Source organism: Proteus faecis (assembly GCF_030286765.1).
Taxonomy (GTDB): Bacteria; Pseudomonadota; Gammaproteobacteria; order Enterobacterales; family Enterobacteriaceae; genus Proteus; species Proteus faecis.
Map to the genome: position 1 here is coordinate 38886 of NZ_JASVWV010000015.1, position 20472 is coordinate 59357.

General features: G+C 36.2%; 15 protein-coding genes and 10 tRNA genes. 9 read left to right on the forward strand and 16 right to left on the reverse strand.

Going from position 1 to position 20472, the window contains the following annotated elements:
* Positions 1–79: 79 nt before the first annotated feature.
* Both QSH13_RS15790 and QSH13_RS15795 read right to left on the reverse strand, forming a co-directional pair.
* Positions 80–154, reverse strand: a tRNA-Arg gene (locus QSH13_RS15790).
* 201 nt (positions 155–355) lie between these two features.
* A complete protein-coding gene (locus QSH13_RS15795) occupies positions 356–1126 on the reverse strand; it encodes an AraC family transcriptional regulator (protein WP_109396417.1) in 771 nt (256 codons plus the stop codon).
* A 104-nt stretch (positions 1127–1230) separates the two neighbouring features.
* Between QSH13_RS15795 and QSH13_RS15800 the strand changes: the two genes are divergently transcribed.
* From QSH13_RS15800 to phsC, 4 genes are all read left to right on the forward strand, one after another.
* On the forward strand, positions 1231–2037 hold the full coding sequence (locus tag QSH13_RS15800; protein WP_109396416.1) for a sulfite exporter TauE/SafE family protein: 807 nt from the start codon (positions 1231–1233) through the stop codon (positions 2035–2037).
* Between the two features lie 863 nt (positions 2038–2900).
* On the forward strand, positions 2901–5180 hold the full coding sequence (gene phsA, locus QSH13_RS15805; RefSeq protein WP_196544370.1) for a thiosulfate reductase PhsA: 2280 nt from the start codon (positions 2901–2903) through the stop codon (positions 5178–5180).
* 14 nt (positions 5181–5194) lie between these two features.
* Positions 5195–5773, forward strand: a complete 579-nt coding sequence (locus QSH13_RS15810; RefSeq protein ID WP_109407171.1) for a 4Fe-4S dicluster domain-containing protein — start codon at positions 5195–5197, stop codon at positions 5771–5773.
* The gene (gene phsC, locus QSH13_RS15815) at positions 5770–6549 is read left to right on the forward strand and encodes a thiosulfate reductase cytochrome B subunit (RefSeq protein ID WP_196544369.1); all 780 of its coding nucleotides are present in this window, start codon (positions 5770–5772) and stop codon (positions 6547–6549) included. Before QSH13_RS15810 ends, phsC begins: the two co-directional genes overlap by 4 nt.
* An 887-nt stretch (positions 6550–7436) precedes the next feature.
* Here the strand turns inward: phsC and QSH13_RS15820 are convergent.
* The 8 genes from QSH13_RS15820 to QSH13_RS15855 form a co-directional block, all read right to left on the reverse strand.
* Positions 7437–7739, reverse strand: a complete 303-nt coding sequence (locus tag QSH13_RS15820) for a helix-turn-helix domain-containing protein (RefSeq protein ID WP_109396412.1) — start codon at positions 7737–7739, stop codon at positions 7437–7439.
* Between the two features lie 2179 nt (positions 7740–9918).
* Positions 9919–9994, reverse strand: a tRNA-Val gene (locus tag QSH13_RS15825).
* A 14-nt stretch (positions 9995–10008) separates the two neighbouring features.
* A tRNA-Lys gene (locus QSH13_RS15830) sits at positions 10009–10084 on the reverse strand.
* A 41-nt stretch (positions 10085–10125) separates the two neighbouring features.
* Positions 10126–10201, reverse strand: a tRNA-Lys gene (locus QSH13_RS15835).
* Between the two features lie 38 nt (positions 10202–10239).
* Positions 10240–10315 (reverse strand) — tRNA-Lys (locus QSH13_RS15840).
* A gap of 41 nt (positions 10316–10356) precedes the next feature.
* Positions 10357–10432: transfer RNA gene (locus QSH13_RS15845), tRNA-Val, on the reverse strand.
* Between the two features lie 43 nt (positions 10433–10475).
* Positions 10476–10551 (reverse strand) — tRNA-Val (locus QSH13_RS15850).
* 39 nt (positions 10552–10590) lie between these two features.
* Positions 10591–10666: transfer RNA gene (locus QSH13_RS15855), tRNA-Val, on the reverse strand.
* Between the two features lie 318 nt (positions 10667–10984).
* On the opposite strand from QSH13_RS15855, the gene gltX reads away from it, so the two are divergent.
* The 3 genes from gltX (at position 10985) to QSH13_RS15870 (ending at position 12739) form a co-directional block, all read left to right on the forward strand.
* Positions 10985–12403, forward strand: coding sequence for a glutamate--tRNA ligase (gene gltX / locus QSH13_RS15860; RefSeq protein ID WP_109407173.1), 1419 nt, complete (start codon positions 10985–10987; stop codon positions 12401–12403).
* A gap of 157 nt (positions 12404–12560) precedes the next feature.
* Positions 12561–12636: transfer RNA gene (locus QSH13_RS15865), tRNA-Ala, on the forward strand.
* A 27-nt stretch (positions 12637–12663) separates the two neighbouring features.
* Positions 12664–12739, forward strand: a tRNA-Ala gene (locus QSH13_RS15870).
* A gap of 60 nt (positions 12740–12799) precedes the next feature.
* Here the strand turns inward: QSH13_RS15870 and QSH13_RS15875 are convergent.
* Positions 12800–13552, reverse strand: a complete 753-nt coding sequence (locus QSH13_RS15875; protein WP_109407174.1) for an SDR family NAD(P)-dependent oxidoreductase — start codon at positions 13550–13552, stop codon at positions 12800–12802.
* A 184-nt stretch (positions 13553–13736) separates the two neighbouring features.
* On the opposite strand from QSH13_RS15875, the gene QSH13_RS15880 reads away from it, so the two are divergent.
* Complete coding sequence (locus QSH13_RS15880; RefSeq protein ID WP_109396410.1) at positions 13737–14177, forward strand: MarR family winged helix-turn-helix transcriptional regulator; 441 nt, start codon at positions 13737–13739, stop codon at positions 14175–14177.
* A 2-nt stretch (positions 14178–14179) separates the two neighbouring features.
* Here QSH13_RS15880 and QSH13_RS15885 read toward each other — a convergent pair whose 3' ends face one another.
* The 4 genes from QSH13_RS15885 to zipA form a co-directional block, all read right to left on the reverse strand.
* Positions 14180–14395, reverse strand: a complete 216-nt coding sequence (locus tag QSH13_RS15885) for a DUF3820 family protein (protein ID WP_023581656.1) — start codon at positions 14393–14395, stop codon at positions 14180–14182.
* Positions 14396–14565: 170 nt separating this feature from the next.
* Positions 14566–15750: a NupC/NupG family nucleoside CNT transporter gene (locus QSH13_RS15890; protein WP_109396408.1), complete on the reverse strand. Its 1185-nt coding sequence runs from the start codon at positions 15748–15750 to the stop codon at positions 14566–14568.
* Positions 15751–15978: 228 nt separating this feature from the next.
* Positions 15979–18006: an NAD-dependent DNA ligase LigA gene (gene ligA, locus QSH13_RS15895; RefSeq protein ID WP_286039353.1), complete on the reverse strand. Its 2028-nt coding sequence runs from the start codon at positions 18004–18006 to the stop codon at positions 15979–15981.
* A 182-nt stretch (positions 18007–18188) separates the two neighbouring features.
* Positions 18189–19217 (reverse strand): cell division protein ZipA, encoded by a 1029-nt coding sequence (gene zipA, locus QSH13_RS15900; protein WP_109396406.1) that lies wholly within the window; start codon positions 19215–19217, stop codon positions 18189–18191.
* Between the two features lie 223 nt (positions 19218–19440).
* Between zipA and cysZ the strand changes: the two genes are divergently transcribed.
* Positions 19441–20211, forward strand: coding sequence for a sulfate transporter CysZ (gene cysZ, locus QSH13_RS15905; RefSeq protein WP_109396405.1), 771 nt, complete (start codon positions 19441–19443; stop codon positions 20209–20211).
* A gap of 125 nt (positions 20212–20336) precedes the next feature.
* Here the strand turns inward: cysZ and QSH13_RS15910 are convergent.
* Positions 20337–20472, reverse strand: a 136-nt coding sequence (locus QSH13_RS15910; RefSeq protein WP_194294876.1) for a transposase, incomplete at its 5' end; no start/stop codon positions are given.

Sequence of the window (20472 nt, forward strand, 5' to 3'; positions counted from 1 at the left end):
TAAATAATAACCATAATAGCGTGAACTGAATAAGCACAGCACTAGGAGGAGTGTTTAGATTTACAGCATGGGTAATAGATGGCGTTCCCTACAGGAATCGAACCTGTAACTAGCCCTTAGGAGGGGCTTGTTATATCCATTTAACTAAGGGAACATACGTAGAAAAATCAAATGTAACTGATGGACGGGCTATATTTTACCTCCCTCACTCTCTATTAATCAAGTTTTAACGCACTGATATTGGAAGGAATTTTTTTGTTTCTTTTTTGAACAATGTGATTTAACTTAAAAACCACCTAATATATACAAGAATCAATGATTATGTTTTTGCTTATATCTGTCTATTTTATTAAAACTATTTCAACTGTTTTAAAAACACTTTAGGTGAATATCCCATCTCTTTATTAAACATCGCACTAAAGGCGCTCGGATTTTCATAACCCAGTTCTAAAGCAACTTCAGTGACTGAATCACCTTTCTTTAAAGCAGTTAACGCATACATTAAACACGCTTTTTGTCGCCAATCTCGAAAAGAAAGGCCTGTTTCTTTATGAAAAAAACGGGTAAAAGTACGTAGGCTCTTATTTAATTTTTCAGCCCACATTTCTGGTCTCGTGCGAATATTGGGTTTTGACATAAATTCAGTACACAATTCATCTAATAAAGCATGTTGTGGTAATGGCGTAAAGTAAGGTAATGGCTTTGCCTGAGCTAATTCATGGCAAAGCAAAGTTAATAATGCACTGTCTCGTCCTCCTAAATCATAAAGTAAAGGAAGCTCATTAGCTGAAAGTAATAGCTGATGAAGCAGAGGTGAAACTTGTAAAACCTCACAATATTCTGAGTGACGAGGAATTTTATTCGGCTCAATATAGAGACTATAAGTACTACTACCCAACATTAACACCTGATGTACTTTTTCTGCAGGGATCCACACGCCACTGTAAGGTAATACAATCCATTGACCGTCTTCTGTTTTAACTTTCATTACACCATTAGGGGCATATAAAAATTGTGCTCGCCGATGATGGTGAGCTTCAAGTAATGTGTCATAAGGATAATCAGAGCCTAATGCCAAAATATCACGAGGAAGATTATCCACACTGTTGATATCGATATTACGCATAATAATTAAATTGTCCTAAATTCGTATAAACTTGTCATTATCGCGTGGGCTAGCCATCATTTTATTCTATATTGTTAATCTCCTGACTCAACAGGAGATTTGAAATGACACTCTGGCTGATTTCTTTTGGTTTAATTTCAGGCATTACAACATGGTTATTTGGCTTTGGTGGTGGCTTTGTTACTGTTCCTTTACTCTACACACTTATTTTAACACTCTGGGGAATAGACAGTTTACCGGCTGAGCATGCTATGCAAATCGCCGTTGCTACTTCAGCATTAATTATGTTGTTTTCTGCGACAGTCACAACCATTACACACCATAAAGCAAAAAGACTTAATTGGAGTATCATGTCCATTCTGTTTATTGGTATCGCGTTTGGCGGGATCGTAGGTGCTCTTCTCGCCTTAACGGTTGAAGGTACATGGATCAAATGGTTTTTTATTGGTTATCTTTTTGTCACTATTTTAGACTGCTATTTTCGCCCCGGTTTTATGGCTCCTACTACTCACAATGCAAAAAAAGTGACCAAAGCAAAAGAGAGCATTAATGGTACTGTGATCGGTATTATTGCCACTTTTCTTGGGGTGGGTGGAAGCGTGATGACTGTTCCTCTATTGCGCCGTAGAGGAACACCAATGGCACAATCAGCAGCAATGGCAAATGCATTAACCTTACCTTTAGCACTCACAGCAACATGCACTTACGTCGCCCTTTCTTTTACTTCACCTTTAAATAGTGAATCTGGTTTTATTGGTTATATTTGGCTAAAAGCTGCACTTATTCTGATTTGTAGCACCTGGGTTGGTTTAAAGATCTCTGAACGCTTTTTATCTCGTATTCCTGACAAATGGCATGCAAGAATTTACCCTCTGTTACTGATCCTTGTTTTAATTGTCATGTTGTTTTAAATCCTTTCTTCTTATATAGAAAATAGACAGGTAACAAACAACGAAAAACAATAATGACTACATATAAAATGGTGGCATTGAATATTCAATAAGTCGCCATTTTTTAACATTCCGCCCCATTTTTTCCTACGCGCCTTCACTTAGCTTTAATGCTATCAAGACACATAAAACAAAAAACATCTCATTTTGACAATCACGACACAGTATCATAACTATTAATATGATTAATTAATATTTAAACATAATGAATAATAATTTATAAACTGTCTCATATTTAGTCTCAGTCTGATCATGTTTAACTGCACGTTTTTTGTACCACACCTCATTCATTTATTTTTCTATTTTATTTATTATCAAAATAATAAGTTAGCTATTTTTCACAAGAAGATAATTTAAGAAAAACTAAATTTAAATAGCATCAAAAGTATTATTTATCCTGATTTTTAAATAACAAATTAATTACAATGTGAACAAAATTCGATATATAATAATATATATATCGATAGGCTTTTTTGTCAAATTATAATTATTATTAATCATATATTTAAAATACACTTTAATAAAATAGATTAATAACATAAGCCAGTGAATTTAAAAGAACAATTTATAGCTACCATATCTATAAAAAACCTCTATTCCTTCTCCAAAACTTTATAATAGCATTCAAGAGAAGAAAATAATTATCATTTGATTTTGTCTATTTTAATTAATTTATTTAGTGATATTTATTAACTTCTTATTCTCTATTATTTATTATTTACAACTAACTCATCACTTATGGATTAATAAAATGGAGACGCCTTCAAATATTTATTTAACCGTCCGTATATAATATTTAGCTATAAGAAGAAACTGGAGGTTATATGAGTATTAGTCGTCGTTCTTTCATTAAGGGGATGGGGATAGGATGTGTGGGTTGTACCGTGAGTAGTTTACCACCAGGTGCGCTTGCATTTAATCCTGTAGATTCTCTTAAGGGTCAGTCAAAATTAACACCTAGTCTGTGTGAAATGTGTTCTTATCGTTGTCCAATAGAAGCTCAGGTTGTTAACAATAAGACTGTTTTTATCCAAGGAAATAGAAATGCAGAACACCAAAGTAGCCGAGTTTGTGCAAGAGGCGGAAGTGGCGTTAGCCTAGTTAATGACCCAAACCGTATTGTCAAACCTATGAAGCGCAAAGGTCCAAGAGGTGCGGGTGAATGGGAAGTGATAAGTTGGGAACAAGCTTATAGCGAAATCGCCGAAAAAATGAATGCCATAAAACAAAACTATGGCGCAGAAAGCATCTCTTTTTCCTCAAAATCTGGATCGCTCTCTTCTCATCTTTTCCATTTAGCGGCTGCATTTGGCTCACCCAATACGTTTACACACGCATCAACATGCCCTGCAGGTAAAGCTATTGCAGCATCCGTTATGATGGGTGGCGATCTTAAAATGGATCTCGCAAATTCAAAATATATTCTCTCTTTTGGTCATAATCTTTATGAGGGTATTGAAGTTGCAGAAACTCATGAACTAATGACAGCACAAGAACGCGGTGCGAAATTAGTAAGTTTTGATCCTCGTTTATCTGTTGTTTCAAGTAAAGCTGATGAGTGGTACGCGATCCGCCCAGGCGGGGATTTACCTGTTCTAATGGCAATGTGCCATATATTAATTAAAGAAGATCTTTACGATAAAGATTTCATTGAGAAATTTACAGTTGGTTTTCCACAATTAAAAGAAGTTCTACAAAATACAACTCCAGAATGGGCTCAAGCACATTCTGATGTTCCAGCTAAAGATATTGCTCGTATTGCCCGTGAGATTGCAGCTCAAGCACCTCACGCACTGATTATGCCAGGTCACCGCGCAACCTTTAATAAAGAAGAAATTAATATGCGCAGAATGATCTTCACCTTCAATGCATTGCTCGGTAACTTTGAACGTGAAGGTGGCATGTATCAGAAAAAAGCAGCATCAAAATACAATAAACTTGCGGGTATTAATGTTGCACCTGAACTCGCTAAACCGAGCGTTAAGGGAATGCCTGAAATTACAGCAAAACGTATTGATGCTACTGCACCTCAATTTAAATATATCAATAAAGGTGGTGGTATCGTTCAATCTATTATTGATTCAACATTAAACGGTGTGCCGTATCAAACCAGAGCATGGATTATGTCTCGCCATAACCCATTTCAAACAGTAAGTTGTCGCCCTGAGCTAGAAAAAACAGCACAAAAATTAGACTTAATTGTTAGCTGTGATGTTTATTTAAGCGAAAGCGCCGCCTATGCCGATTATCTATTACCTGAAACAACTTATTTAGAACGCGATGAAGAGATTTCTGATGTTTCAGGTTTAAACCCAGCTTATGCATTACGTCAACAAGTTGTCGAACCAATTGGTGATACAAAACCAAGCTGGTTAATTTGGATGGAATTAGGGAAAAAACTGGGACTAGCTCAATATTTCCCATGGGAAAATATGGGAGTTCGTCAGCTATATCAAGTCAATGGTGATGAAGCGCTGTATAAGGAAATCCATAAAAAAGGCTATTTGTCCTATGGTATCCCATTACTTTTGCGTGAGCCTTCTTATGTAAAAGCTTTTGTTGAGCAATATCCTGATGCTATCAAGCATGTAGATGGCAATAATATGATGGAAAAATCACTGTCATTTAAATCACCAAGTGGCTTAATTGAAATCTACTCTGAAGAATTAGAAAGCCGTTTAGAAAACTACGGTATTCCACGCTTCCACAATTTCCCATTAAAAGAAAAAGACGAGCTTTATTTTATCCAAGGAAAAGTCGCCGTTCACACTAATGGTGCAACACAATACGTACCATTATTAGCTGAATTAATGTGGAAAAACCCTGTTTGGCTTCACCCTGAAACAGCTAAAAATCATGGTATTAAACATGGTGATGAAATCATTCTAGAAAACAGTATTGGTAAAGAAAAAGCACATGCTTTGATCACTGAAGGCATTCGCCCTGACACCGTATTTGTTTATATGGGATCAGGTGCAAAAGCAGGTGCGAAAACAGCCGCGACAACAACAGGCGTTCACTGTGGCAACTTATTACATCATGAAATTAGCCCTGTATCAGGTACTGATGTGCATACATCAGGTGTCAAAATTAGTCGGGCTTAAGGAAAAAAATAACGATGAACAATAATGATAAACAATTTGTCATGTTACATGATGAGAAACGTTGTATTGGCTGCCAAGCTTGTACTGTTGCATGTAAAGTCATCAATGACATTCCAGAAGGATTTAGCCGACTTCAAGTCCAAATACAAGGTCCTCATGACGATGAAGCAGGCCATCCACATTACCAATTTTTCCGTGTTTCTTGCCAACACTGTGAAGATGCGCCTTGTGTTTCTGTTTGCCCTACTGGTGCTTCTTTCATTGATGAAAACGGTATCGTTCAGGTGAAAAAAGAGTTGTGTATCGGCTGTGATTACTGTGTTGGTGCTTGTCCTTACCATGTTCGTTATATCAACCCAGTAACGCATATCGCAGACAAGTGTAACTTCTGTTCTGACACTCGATTAGCTGAAGGGGAATTACCTGCATGCGTATCGGTATGCCCAACAGATGCACTTGCTTTTGGTCGTATCGACTCACCTGAAATTCAGGCTTGGATCAAACAAAAATCCGTTTATCAATACCAATTAGATAATGTCGGAAAACCAAGTTTATTCCGTCGTAAAGAAATCCATCAGGGAGATAAAGCATGACTAGTATCTGGGGAGCAGAACTCTATTATACGCCAGATTATTGGCCTGTATGGTTAATGGCAGCTGGTTTATTAATCGTTGCTATGATAGCAGTATTAGTTATTCATGGCTTACTACGCTACGCCCTTGCACCAAAACACGCTGGTCACTATGAAGAAGAGCGTGTTTATTTATACTCTAAAGCAATTCGTTTTTGGCACTGGGGTAATGCTTTACTGTTTATCCTATTGCTATTAAGTGGCTTTTTAGGGCATTTCTCTATTGGTAATGTTACATCAATGGTGCTGTTACATAAGATCTGTGGTTTTATTCTTATCGCATTCTGGATTGGTTTTATTCTTATCAATCTAACGACCAGTAACGGCGTACATTACAAAGTAAGATTTAACGGATTAATTGGTCGTTGTATCAAACAAGCCCGCTTTTATCTTTACGGTATAATGAAAGGCGAGCCACATCCTTTCGCGGCCACAGAAACTGATAAATTTAATCCACTTCAACAGCTCGCTTACTTAGGTGTGATGTTTGGTTTAGTACCACTGTTACTTATTACTGGATTATTATGTTTATATCCTGAAGTACTTGGTGAAGGTTATTGGATGCTAAAAGCGCACTTAGTATTAGGGATCGTGGCATTAATGTTTATTTGTGCACACTTCTACTTATGTACACTGGGTGATACGTTTACTCAAACATTCCGTAGCATGATCGATGGTCATCATCGTCATCAGAAACATGATGATCATGGTTCCGTAGCAGAAAAAACAGAACATTAATTTCTCAATATCCCTTCTGTTACGTTTTATTTCCTAAAATGCCCGTTTAAACGGGCATTTTTTTATCCTAATTCAGAATTTCATAACTTTTTTTGTAACAAGAAAACTATCTAATGCACAAATCACAGCGCTAAAAAATATGCCTAAATGGCTATCTATTACTGCGATTCATAAAAACCGAGTTTATACAAATCGTAAAGGCTGAAGTTGGCTATGTCGTAACACTACAGAAGAGATCTTAGCATTTTTAATATCCCCACACCGACCAGCAATTAAAACATATTCTTAAATAGCTCAAAGACTCATTGTTACTACCTTTTAATCATGAACAAAAGGAAACAATAATCCATCCTGATATGATATTAACTACCATTATCATAAATAGTCATTTAATGATAATACTTGACTTTTGATCTGATAACCTATTTTCAGCAATACCTATATTTTGCATTTATCATATTAAATGGACTCTTTTTAAATTTATTGGTGTGAAAAACATAAGTTATACGTTTAATAGCTTTAAAAATGTTATCAGGAAGTAAAGTAGTGGTGGGTTATATAAGAGGTAATTTTATGAGATGCTTATTCTAAACAAGCATTAATTAGCTGTTTTTTTCTCATACAAATAAATATGATAATATATTTCTCTAAACATAAAGATTTCAGTTCATTTGCAATAAATTTATTCTTTTTTTTGTGAAAATTAAAAACATTTATCTCTATAAACGTAAAATGCCCTAATAAGGGCATTTAATTCATATAGAGGCTTTATTTATTCATTAAGAAAATTCTTATTATTAACTAACTAAAGAGAAACACTTATATAAGAATTATCTTACTCAAATTAGCTATTCTAAAATGAGTTACTTTCTAATTTAAGAATATTATTAGAAAATAGAAAGAGCCTTGCTATCGAAATGAGCTGGAATATGTTGTTCATTACGCTCAGTTTCTTGAGACATTCCAGCTGTTACTTCTTCAAAGAAGCTACCAATATTAACGCCTAGTACTTCAAGTACTCTAACTAAGCAATCAATATCAATACGGTTTACACCACGCTCATAACGAAATAACTGTTGTTCACTAATATCAATCTCTTTTGCTAACTGAAATACAGTATAACCTTGAGATTTTCTTAATGACTTAATTTTTTGTCCAACTGCATAAGCGACTGGATACTTGCTACTCATAATATTGTTCTCGCTTTTCACTTTGATTGATATCTAATTTATAATGGTGTGTTCCTGCGCAATAATATATAAAAACATATATTATTGATGACACCTTTTTGTTTTAATAAAATATTATTTTTAGTAGATAAGAAATATTACAATTCAAAACATGACTTATCATATGTAAATAATATACTACGCATTCAAACACTTTCAACCAGTCAAAAAAAGACAGTACAGGTGAGATGATTTACTCATACTAGTAAATAATACTTAGGATAATGGTATATTATCTTTATTTTCATGTAGTTAAAATATTTTACTTATAAAATCACGCTTTTTTTTTCTTAAATTTTACTCATTAGTTAGAATTATTATCTATAATTATATTAATTTAAAGTATGATTATTGGTATTGTGTAAAAATAAATCAAGTTATGTCAGTCTAATTTATTTAAAATTATAAATTAACCTCATAAAGGTAACGATTTTTTTATTTTTATTAAATAGCTTAAGTAATATCAATGAAATCTGATAAGTTTATAAAAAATCAATATTACACTTTAATATCATTAGGTTACGAGATTTACACTAAAATATAGATATAAATCACATTTTAAACATTTGTTAATTAATTTATATAAGCATAAACACTTACTCTTTCAGCTAAATATATTTCATGCTCCTCAATTCCTTATTACACTATAATAAATAAAGAATAGATCTAATTACTCATTTTTTTTGAATTTTTATTAATGAATAACTTATTTTAATTTTCAATTAGATTGAAAATCTTTTTTATGAAATAGAAAAACGTCGAGTGTTAATATAAATATTTTGTTTTATCAGTAAGTTATTCGAAGAGCATACTTATTATCATAAAAACCGCTCTTGTTATGACGACACAATATTATTCTTTCTTTTTCACTCAAATACACACATTTGGTACATTGCAAAAAAAGAACAATCATCACACCTTAAGTCAAATCATCAAGGGAATGAACTATTAAATATCAGCTTTAGCATGATCTAATTTTGTTAAAAAAAACAAAAATCAACCATTTCATATCCTAAGTAATTATACCTATTCCATATAAGAGTTATTCTTAGACTAAAATAAACATTAATATTTTTATATAATTTATATTCCTGCTAAATGCACAAATTTCTCCATTTTTCGTAAAAAATGAAATTAACCACTCTAGGACAAATCAATTACTGATGGAATAAGCGATTTTTGCTTTATATCATATATAATCCAGCGCATTATGATGTAAACATTGATAAACATCAAACTTTAAATCTAATCTCTTTTAAATTAAAACGTTAAGTAAACTCTCTCATTCTGTCGTATCTTTAAAAAAGAAGATAAAATATCATTATAATTAATCTTTCTTTTTGGTAGTGCCATTCAATGAGTTATAAAAAGTAAGAAAGATTAACTATAAAACCCAATTTTTGTCTTTTCATCTTCTGAACTTTTCCCTAAAAAAGGTGTACCACATATTTTTCATATGATGACTTAAAATGTTTTAACTTACTCATTTTATGAGAGATATTGCTCATAAAAAATGCTCAAATAATTGATAACAGTGTATTTAAGGTTGTTTAATTTTACGAATAAACTGGAAAAACCTATATTTACACTAAAAAGGAGTAGATATTTCTTTTTCAATTAGAGTCATTATTTTTATATTTTCAGTTCAAAATTTGTTCTCTACTCAAAAATAAATACATATCTTCTACTGAGTTAACTCTCTGATCTAAAATGATTAACTTAACAATAAAAGAATAACTTCTTTTTAAGCGCTCCAATTTAAATGTTAAAAACATGATTGGATAAAAAAGCAATAATAAAGAATCCGGCTTATGCTCTCTTTTCACAGAAAGCACAATGCAATAACAAGTTAAAACAATCTTAGTAACTCATAGATCAAAAGAAACAAGAGCAGTAGCTAAGTATTGCTTTGGTATAAAGGAATGAGCTCAATATAAGGAGGAGGAAAGCATACACGTGTAGGAATACACAGTCATGATAAGACGGTCAGCAAAGTAATAAGGCAGCAGACACAGAGAGAGAAAAATTAAGGTTTAAAAGTATAACTAGATTTCATCATACAGTTATTAAAAACTAAATGGCTTTTATCGATTATCTTAGAGAAACGTGAGGAAAATAAAGAAGAAGGTATAAAAAGAAGTGGTGGGCGGTATTGGGCTCGAACCAACGACCTCCTCCTTGTAAGGGAGATGCTCTACCAACTGAGCTAACCGCCCGCTGAACTATTAAATGGTGGGTCGTGGGCGATTCGAACGCCCGACCAATTGATTAAAAGTCAACTGCTCTACCGACTGAGCTAACGACCCATTTAATAATTTTTGCGTAAATCTGTAAGTGATTTTGTGAATGGTGGGTCGTGGGCGATTCGAACGCCCGACCAATTGATTAAAAGTCAACTGCTCTACCGACTGAGCTAACGACCCGTCACAATGTTCACTACTTTATGTTGTATTTTTAGGAATGGTGGGTCGTGGGCGATTCGAACGCCCGACCAATTGATTAAAAGTCAACTGCTCTACCGACTGAGCTAACGACCCATACCTAACTGTGTGATATTGCGCGAAATAACCGGATGAAGTGGTGGGCGGTATTGGGCTCGAACCAACGACCTCCTCCTTGTAAGGGAGATGCTCTACCAACTGAGCTAACCGCCCACTTCATAATGACTAAATTCTCACTACCACGCTTTAGTGTAATTGGTGGGCGGTATTGGGCTCGAACCAACGACCTCCTCCTTGTAAGGGAGATGCTCTACCAACTGAGCTAACCGCCCAATCACACTAAATCATACAACTTATCACGACGAAAATAATGGTGGGCGGTATTGGGCTCGAACCAACGACCTCCTCCTTGTAAGGGAGATGCTCTACCAACTGAGCTAACCGCCCGTCGTGATGGGGTGCATTATAGGGATACTGCGCTATGAGTCAACGATTTTTATCAGTTTTTTATTGTGAAAATGATCGTTCGTTTTATTTTTAGTCAAGATGCTTTTTTTAGCACCATAAGTGACACAGCAATTAACCAAAATAATCCTACGGATACTCTTCGTCAAACAAAAAATCATCAATTTGAAAATTTTATCTCTGTTAAAGGCTTAATGCCATTGAGGAATTAACATCCAGTGATAAAATAAGATAACCATTTCGTTTTTTTGATAATCACGATTACTTATCTATTAAGTAAGACGTACAAAGGCAATCCCAATGAGTAAAATAAAAACCCGTTTTGCACCAAGTCCTACTGGCTATCTACATGTTGGTGGTGCGCGTACCGCACTTTATTCCTGGTTATATAGCCGTCACAATAAGGGCGAATTTGTACTGCGTATAGAAGATACCGACTTAGAACGTTCTACACAGCCAGCCATCGATGCAATCATGGACGGTATGAATTGGTTAAATCTGAATTGGGATGAAGGTCCTTATTATCAGACTAAACGTTTCGATCGCTATAACCAAGTGATTGATCAAATGTTATCTGCGGGTACTGCATACCGTTGTTATTGCTCTAAAGAGCGCTTAGAACAACTCCGCGAAGATCAAATGGCAAAAGGTGAAAAACCGCGTTACGATGGTTGTTGCCGTGGTGGTAACCATAATCACACTGCTGATGAGCCTCATGTTGTGCGTTTCTTAAACCCACAAGAAGGTTCTGTTATTTTTGATGACAAAATTCGTGGCCCAATTGAATTTAGTAACCATGAGCTTGATGATCTGATTATTCGTCGTACTGATGGTTCTCCAACTTATAACTTCTGTGTTGTTATTGATGACTGGGACATGGAAATCACTCACGTTATTCGTGGTGAAGATCATATCAACAACACTCCTCGCCAAATCAATATTCTCAAAGCATTAGGTGCGCCTGTACCTGAATATGCTCACGTATCAATGATTTTAGGTGATGATGGTAAAAAATTATCTAAACGTTATAACGCTGTCAGCGTAATGCAATATCGTGATGAAGGATATTTACCAGAAGCACTATTAAACTACTTAGTGCGTTTAGGTTGGTCTCATGGCGACCAAGAGATCTTTACTATTGATGAAATGATTGAACACTTTACTTTAGAAGCTATCAGTAAATCAGCAAGCGCATTTAATACTGATAAACTACTCTGGTTAAACCATCACTACATCAATACACTGCCAGCAGAGAAAGTCGCAGTTCATTTAGATTGGCATATCAAACAACAAAATATCGATACTAGTAATGGTCCATCATTAGTTGAGTTGATCAAATTATTAGGTGAACGTTGCAAAACATTAAAAGAGATGGCTGAAAGTTGCCATTACTTCTATGTTGATTTCGAAACCTTTGAAGAAACAGCAGCGAAAAAACATTTACGCCCAGTTGCTCGTCAACCATTAGAAGTTGTTCGCGATAAATTATCAGCAATTACAGACTGGACAGCTGAAAATATTCACCAAGCTATTCAAGATACTGCTGATGAATTAGAAGTAGGTATGGGTAAAGTAGGTATGCCATTACGTGTTGCTGTAACTGGTGCAGGCCAATCTCCAGGATTAGATGTTACCGTTCACGCGATTGGAAAAACTCGTAGCGTTGCACGTATTAATAAAGCATTAGACTTTATTACTGAAAGAGAAAACCAAGCTTAATTTACTCGTTAATCTTGCTTATCAAGAAAGATACATCCCTAAAATAAGGAATGTATCTTTTTTTTGTACTCTTTTTCAGCAATCAATAAATAATGTGAGATTAACTGATTGACAGTATTGTGCTTGTTGCCTATTATCAAGCCCGTTCCAGTATGTTGGGGCTATAGCTCAGTTGGGAGAGCGCTTGCATGGCATGCAAGAGGTCAGCGGTTCGATCCCGCTTAGCTCCACCAATATACTTCTAGAACAATCCAATATGTGGGGTTATAGCTCAGTTGGGAGAGCGCTTGCATGGCATGCAAGAGGTCAACGGTTCGATCCCGTTTAGCTCCACCAGAATTTTAAGATCCTGAAGAGAAATCTTCGGGATTTTTTATTTTCTCACTTTATTTATTTCTATTGTGCAGTGTAACCACCATCAATGGCATAAAATGCCCCTGTTGAGAAACTGCTCTCATCTGAAAGTAAAAAAGCAACCGTTTTAGCAACTTCTTCTCTGGTTGCCATCCTTTTCATTGGATGTGTATTCGCCATCCATTCACGTACTTCATCTGGTAACAACTGCATCCTTGGTGTATCAACATACCCAGGCCCAATGGCATTGATCCTAATTCCTTTGTCTGCGAACTCAAGCGCAGCTGAACGAGTGATCCCTAACACGGCGTGTTTAGCCGCTGTATATGCTGAAATACCCGCAATTCCCACAATACCATTAGATGAAGAAAGGTTCACAATACTTCCGCCACCACTTTTTAATATTGCCGGTATGCCATATTTCAACCCATAAAATACGCCATTGATATCTGTATCAATTACTGATTTCCAATCTTCAATCTCATAATCCACGATAGATGTATTGTGAGGCCCCGTGATCCCTGCATTATTAACCAAGCCATGTAATGCTCCCGCTTGAGCAATAATAGTTTCAATCATTTCTTCAACTTGAGAAAAAGAAGTCATATCAGCCTGTAAAGCAATGACTTTCTTGCCTGTTATATCAATTGACTGTGCTGTTTTTGTTATTTCCTCTAAATGCCGACCTGTAATAAAAACCGTTGCACCACGTTGAAATAGTAATTGTGCAATACCTTCACCTACACCTGTACTTGCACCTGTAACTAAAATCACTTTATTTTTAAAGTAGTCCATCATTTCGACTTTACCTCTTAACAATGGCATCGCATTTTATCAGATGCCCCAAAAGTAGTTAACTAAAGTTAACTATATAATCATTCTATTTGATTAACTTTGGTTAATCAATATAAAGTTTATTCGCAGTGAATGACCTGATAATATTAACTTTAGTTAATATTATTCATGAGGTGGCGTAGCTATGGAAAAGTGTGAATTAGAAAATGCATTGTCATTATTACAATGTACATTAGTCGCGCAGCGAACTCGTTATACCCCAGAGCAAGTCACGTGGAGTCAATATGATATTTTAGAATTATTACGCTTACGAGGTGATTTAACCCCTTCTCAATTGAGTGATTCTTTAGCTATTTCAAGGCAAAATTTGTCGAAATTTATGCGGGGATTAAAATCCTTAGGATTTATTGCACAAAATCGTTCTGAAAAAGATAAGCGTGAATTTATTACCCATTTAACTGATGAGGGTCGCGCTTTTTTAGCAAGAGCAGCATTAGGTCGAAAACAAAATGCAGAAAAAATAAGTGAATGTTTAACACTCGGAGAACAAACATTATTTATTGAATTAAGTCAGAAAATTATTAATGCATTAACACCTGAAAAATCAGGTATAGATAATAATTAACATTACCGCTTTAATGGCTTTAATAACCCTTCTAAACCTTCAATCTTAATTGCTAAGGTCATCTCCATTAGTTGACCAAGCTTACCTTCAGGAAACTCGCCTTTCTTTGCAAACCACAATAAATACTCTTCCGGTAAATCAACCAGCATACGCCCTTTGTACTTGCCAAATGGCATTTGTGTGTTTGCTATATCGATAAGGTGCTGTTTCTCTAACATGTTCTCTACCACATTGTCATCGAAGGAATGGAGTTAATTATAGGGTAATTTAATGATAAAAAAAGCAGTACCAAAAGGTACTGCTTAATTTTCTATTACTTGCTTAACAAGTGATGCAGTTTACATTGTTATTTTATTCACATGCTACCTATCTATTTTATCTTTCGAGATTAAACAAACAGACCTGCGATAGCTGCGGATAAAAAGCTTACTAATGTAGAACCAAACAGTAATTTTAAACCGAAACGAGAAACAACGTTTCCTTGTACTTCGTTTAAACCTTTAATCGCACCTGCAACAATCCCGATTGAAGAGAAGTTAGCAAATGAAACTAAGAATACAGATAAGATACCAACAGAACGTGGTGAAATTTCAGCCGCAATATCTTGTAAGCTACCCATTGCAACAAATTCGTTAGACACCAGTTTAGTTGCCATAACACTACCAACACGTAATGCATCTTGCTCTGGAACACCAATAACCCATGCTAATGGATAGAAAACATAGCCTAAGCAATCTTGGAAACTAATACCAAAAATCATACTGAAAATCGCATTTACTGCAGCGATTAATGCAATAAAACCAATCAGCATTGCAGCAACGATTAATGCAACTTTGAAACCAGCTAAGATGTATTCACCTAACATTTCAAAGAAGCTTTGGCCTTCATGCAGATTCCCCATTTGGATGTCTTCTTCATTTTCAACAGAGTATGGGTTAATCACAGAAAGGACGATAAAAGTACTGAACATATTCAGTACTAGAGCAGCAACGACATATTTTGGCTCTAACATTGTCATGTATGCACCAACAATCGACATTGATACTGTCGACATTGCTGTTGCCGCCATTGTGTACATACGACGCTGAGACATTTTGCCTAATACATCTTTATAGGCAATAAAGTTCTCTGATTGACCGAGAACCAGTGAGCTCACTGCGTTGAATGATTCCAGTTTCCCCATACCGTTCACTTTAGAAAGCACTGTACCGATAATACGGATCACGAAAGGTAATACTTTGATATGTTGGAGAATACCAATTAATGCAGAAATAAAGATAATTGGACATAAAACATTCAGGAAGAAGAATGCTAAGCCACCTTTCATCATGCCACCGAATACAAACTCAGTACCTTGTGCGGCATAACCTAATAAGTGATCAAATAATCCAGCGAATCCACGAACAAAACCTTCACCAACATCAGAGTTGAGGAAGAACCATGCTAATGCGATTTCAATAACTAATAACTGCACAATATAACGCAGACGGATCCCTTTGCGGTTGTTACTCGCAACGAATGCTAATGCGCCAATAACGGCGAGTGCTAAAACGAAGTGAATGATAGAAGACATGCATGCTCCAAAAATAAAAATAAATCTTGTAGAGCATTTTATGTAACGCGTAACATTAGGATGTGATTTTTGTCACAATACCATGAAACCACATACACACTAATTGTTAAATAAGATAGGTTGATCACACTTTTAAAGTTACTTAAGGAACATTAAATGTAAATTTAGCTTAAGTGAAAAATGCTACTAGGACGGTTTCCCAGTAGCATTTATTAAATAATAGAATGATTATTTCGATTGTTCAAGTAATCGTATCATCTCATCTTCATCGATAACAGTTATCCCTAATTCATTAGCTTTCACTAACTTAGAGCCAGCTGCTTCACCCGCAATCACCATATCAGTTTTTTTAGAAACACTTCCACTCACTTTTGCACCTAACGCGACTAATCTATCTTTTGCTTCATCACGGGTTAACTGTGAAAGTGAGCCAGTTAACACGACGGTTTTACCTACAAAAGGATTTTCACCCACTTCATGAGTCACAATAATAGGTGCTTGCCAAGTAATACCAGCATCATTGATCAATTGATCAATAACCGTTCGATTGTGTTCCTCTTGGAAGAAATTAACGACATGTTTAGCCACGACATCCCCCACATCGGGGACTAATTTTAGCGCTTCAACATCCGCATTTCGTAATGCATCAAGAGTTGAGAAATGTGTTGTCAATCCACTTGCAGTTGCTTCACCAACTTCACGAATACCAAGAGCATAAATAAAACGCGCAAATGTCGTCGATTTAGCCTTGTCTAAAGCAGTGATCAATTTTTTAGCTGATTTTTCACCCATTCGCTCTAAACCCGATAGGATTTTTTCATCTAAACGAAACAGATCCGCTGGCGTTTTGACATATTCTTTCTCAACCAGTTGGTCGATAATTTTATCGCCCATTCCATCCACATCCATAGCTCGACGTGAAACAAAATGTTTAAGCGCTTCTTTACGTTGCGCTCCACAAATTAAGCCACCTGTACAGCGAGCAACTGCCTCACCTTCAATACGCTCAACATCAGAATCACAAATCGGACAATGTGTCGGAAAGACAATTTCTTGAGCATCATTAGGGCGCTTTTCTTCAATCACACTAACAACCTGAGGAATAACATCACCTGCTCGGCGAATAACTACCGTATCACCAATGCGTATCCCTAAGCGTTCAATTTCATCAGCATTGTGTAATGTTGCATTACTCACGACAACACCTGCAACTTGAACAGGTTCTAAACGTGCAACAGGTGTAATAGCACCAGTGCGCCCTACTTGGAATTCAACATCTTTAATGATTGTCATTTGCTCTTGAGCTTGGAATTTATAAGCAATGGCCCAACGTGGCGCTCTTGATACAAAACCGAGCTCTTCTTGCAGTGCAATATCATCAACTTTGATAACAACACCATCAATATCAAAACCTAAATTAGGGCGAACCTCTTCTACGTGGTGATAAAAATCAAGTACTGCCTTGCTACCTGTGCAAAGTTTTACAGCGTCACTAACGGGCAATCCCCATTTTTTAAATTGTTGTAGACGCGCATAGTGGCTTGTTGGTAATTCTCCACCTTCGAGTACCCCAACACCATAACAGAAAAAGGTTAATGGACGTTTTGCTGTAATTCGGGGATCGAGCTGTCTTAATGATCCAGCAGCAGCATTACGAGGGTTAGCAAAAACTTTTCCACCTGTGCGACGAGCTTCCTCATTTAAATATTCAAACCCTTTTTCATTCATAAAGACTTCGCCACGAATTTCAATACGAGCAGGAATATTTTCGCCATATAAGCGTAGTGGAATGGCTTTTATCGTTCTCACATTCTCAGTGATATTTTCCCCTGTTGTACCATCACCACGCGTTGCAGCTTGCACTAATATTCCATTTTCATAAAGTAAACTGACTGCCAATCCATCTAATTTTAATTCACAGCAGAAAGTGATCTCTTCACTATTTTTCAAACGCTCACGTAAGCGCTTATCAAAAGCCAGATAGCTCGTTTCATCAAAAGCATTATCTAAGGAGAGCATCGGAATTTCATGTCTCACTTGCTCAAATGCCGTTAGAGGTAAGGCACCAACTCGCTGTGTAGGCGAATCAGAGGTAATTAATTCGGGATATTCAGCTTCTAATGCTTTTAGCTCATTCATTAAGCGATCGTATTCAGCATCAGGTATTTCAGGAGCATCCATGACATGATAGAGATATTCATGGTGACGTAGAGTAACGCGAAGTTTATCAATTTTTTGTTGAGTGTTTTTATTCATGATTATCACCAAAGAAGAAAAACCCCCGCAAGCGGGGGTATTTTTACAGATATATACTCTAAATAATTCGAAGTGCAGCTAGGCGACAAGTAAATGAATCGCTAGGAGCATACATCAGTATGTGACTAGTGCGAATGAACGTAGTCAACAACGCTGCAACTTGAAGTATGACGAGTATAAAGCTATTGATTTAGATCCAACGTCCTGCGAATTCTAGATTTATAAAGCTCAATTTTTTGTGGCGTTAAGAGTTTACGTTCATCATCCAGCACAACACCACCTACATCAGATGCGATACGTTGAGCTGTAAGTAACATCAATTTAAAGTTTTGGTTAGCATCACCATAAGATGGCACCATCATAAACATTGATACACCAGGTGTCGTCAATTCCGCCATTGTATCAATGTTAAATGTTCCCGGTTTCACCATATTCGCTAAACTAAACAACACAGGCCCATTAGCTGTTGGATTAAGATGACGATGGAAAATATTCATTTCACCAAACTGGAATCCAGCTTGAATGATACTTTGCATTAACACTTCACCATCCAGCATTTGACCATGATGTGCACTTACGTTTAGAACAATAACCAGCTCTTTCTCTGCTTCTGATGCTTGCGGAGCTGATTCTACTATTGACTCTTCAGCAGGAGCATGATGCGAAACCTCAGGTTCAACAGGAGTCACATGAGCCGCTGTCTCTGAAATTGAAGGCTCAAAGCCTGCGGATGGGTTTTCTGTATTAACGTGTGATTTTATTTCACTCGCAACATCAACCGCAGGAGCTTGTTTGGGCTCATCTCTAACAATAGGTGCAGGCTCTTTTTCAATAACATCAAAAACACCAAGAGTGGGCTCTTGCTGTAATGAAGTATCGTGAGAGTTCCCTTTTGTTTGGGTTTCAGACATTAATGGATCACTATCTACCACTGAAATCTCAGGTTCATGTAGAGGCGCCGATTTTATCGGTGGCTCACTCTCCCGCTTTTCAGTAGAGGATAAAGTTGATGTTTGATGACTAACCTCAGCGTATTGTGGTTCGTCATCGTTCTCATCTGACTGATAATTCTGTTTCTGACGTTTTACTGGGCGATTACGGAAAAGCTTAGAACGCTCTTTTCGACCAATCCATAAGCCGTGTAATAACAAAGCTATGATTAAAATCGCACCAACAACGATTAATATCAGACGCAAATTTTGCTGCATCATTTCTATCTCTGTTGTCTTGAGGTTTAATAGCCACGTTGGCAAATATTACTTTTTACTAAGAGTATTTGCCAATGCTCATAAGTGCAAGCCAATACTTAATTTTCTTGTCACAAAGATACACACATCAATCTCTTATGCACATTTTTTAGACAATTCATGACTAGTAAGGCTGATTATCTCCCTATATGATACTAGCTTGCCCTCATTGGAGAGAATAGGAAGTATGACAAATTTGACAGAAACGAATAAAAATTTAAATGGATTTCATTATTTTGCTCTTGGTTGGCGTTTAATTACACGCAAAGGGCTGAAACGTTTTGTTATCTTACCCCTACTAGCCAATATTATTATTCTCGGAAGCGCCTTTTGGTGGTTATATGGTCAAATTGGTGGCATGGTTAATTGGATGATGGAAAAAGTGCCTGATTGGTTACAGTGGTTAAGTTATTTAATCTGGCCATTATCCGTTATTTTTATCTTATTAGTGTTTACTTATTTCTTTAGTACCTTAGCCAATATTATTGCTTCTCCGTTTAATGGATTATTGGCTGAAAAATTAGAAGGCCAAATAACTGGCATTGCCCCACCAGATACAGGTGTTACAGGTATATTGAAAGATGTTCCGCGTATTTTAAAACGTGAGCTAACTAAAATAGCTTATTATTTACCTCGCGCGATTGTCTTGTTATTACTCTATTTTATTCCTGCTATCGGACAAACCGTTGCCCCTATTTTATGGTTTGCTTTTGGTGCTTGGATGATGGCAATTCAATACAATGACTTTCCATTTGATAATCATAAAATTTCATTTGCAGCGATGAAATCTTCGCTTAAACAGGATAAATGGAATAACCTTCAATTTGGTATGGTTATTAATATTTTTACCATGATCCCTATTCTAAATTTAGTCATCATGCCCGTTGCAATTTGTGGAGCAACCGCAATGTGGTGCGATCGTTATCGTAAACAGCATGTGCAAGATGGGCAGTGGTAAGCCTAACTAATTTGGCAACATCTCGATAAATACAAAAAACCCCGTTTTATTTAGCGAAAAACGCCGTAAACCCTCGCCCAATGCGGGCGGGGATATAAGGCGAAAAGCCCGCAGGGCTTTAAAGATCAATCAGGCGTTGACTGACTCTGAACGTAGGCTCTGAACGTTTCAATCGTTGCCCCTCCGGTGCTACAGACAAAGTACGATCTCGACCACAAAAGCCCCGTTTTACTTTGCATCCGTAAATGTGTGTTTTGCTGC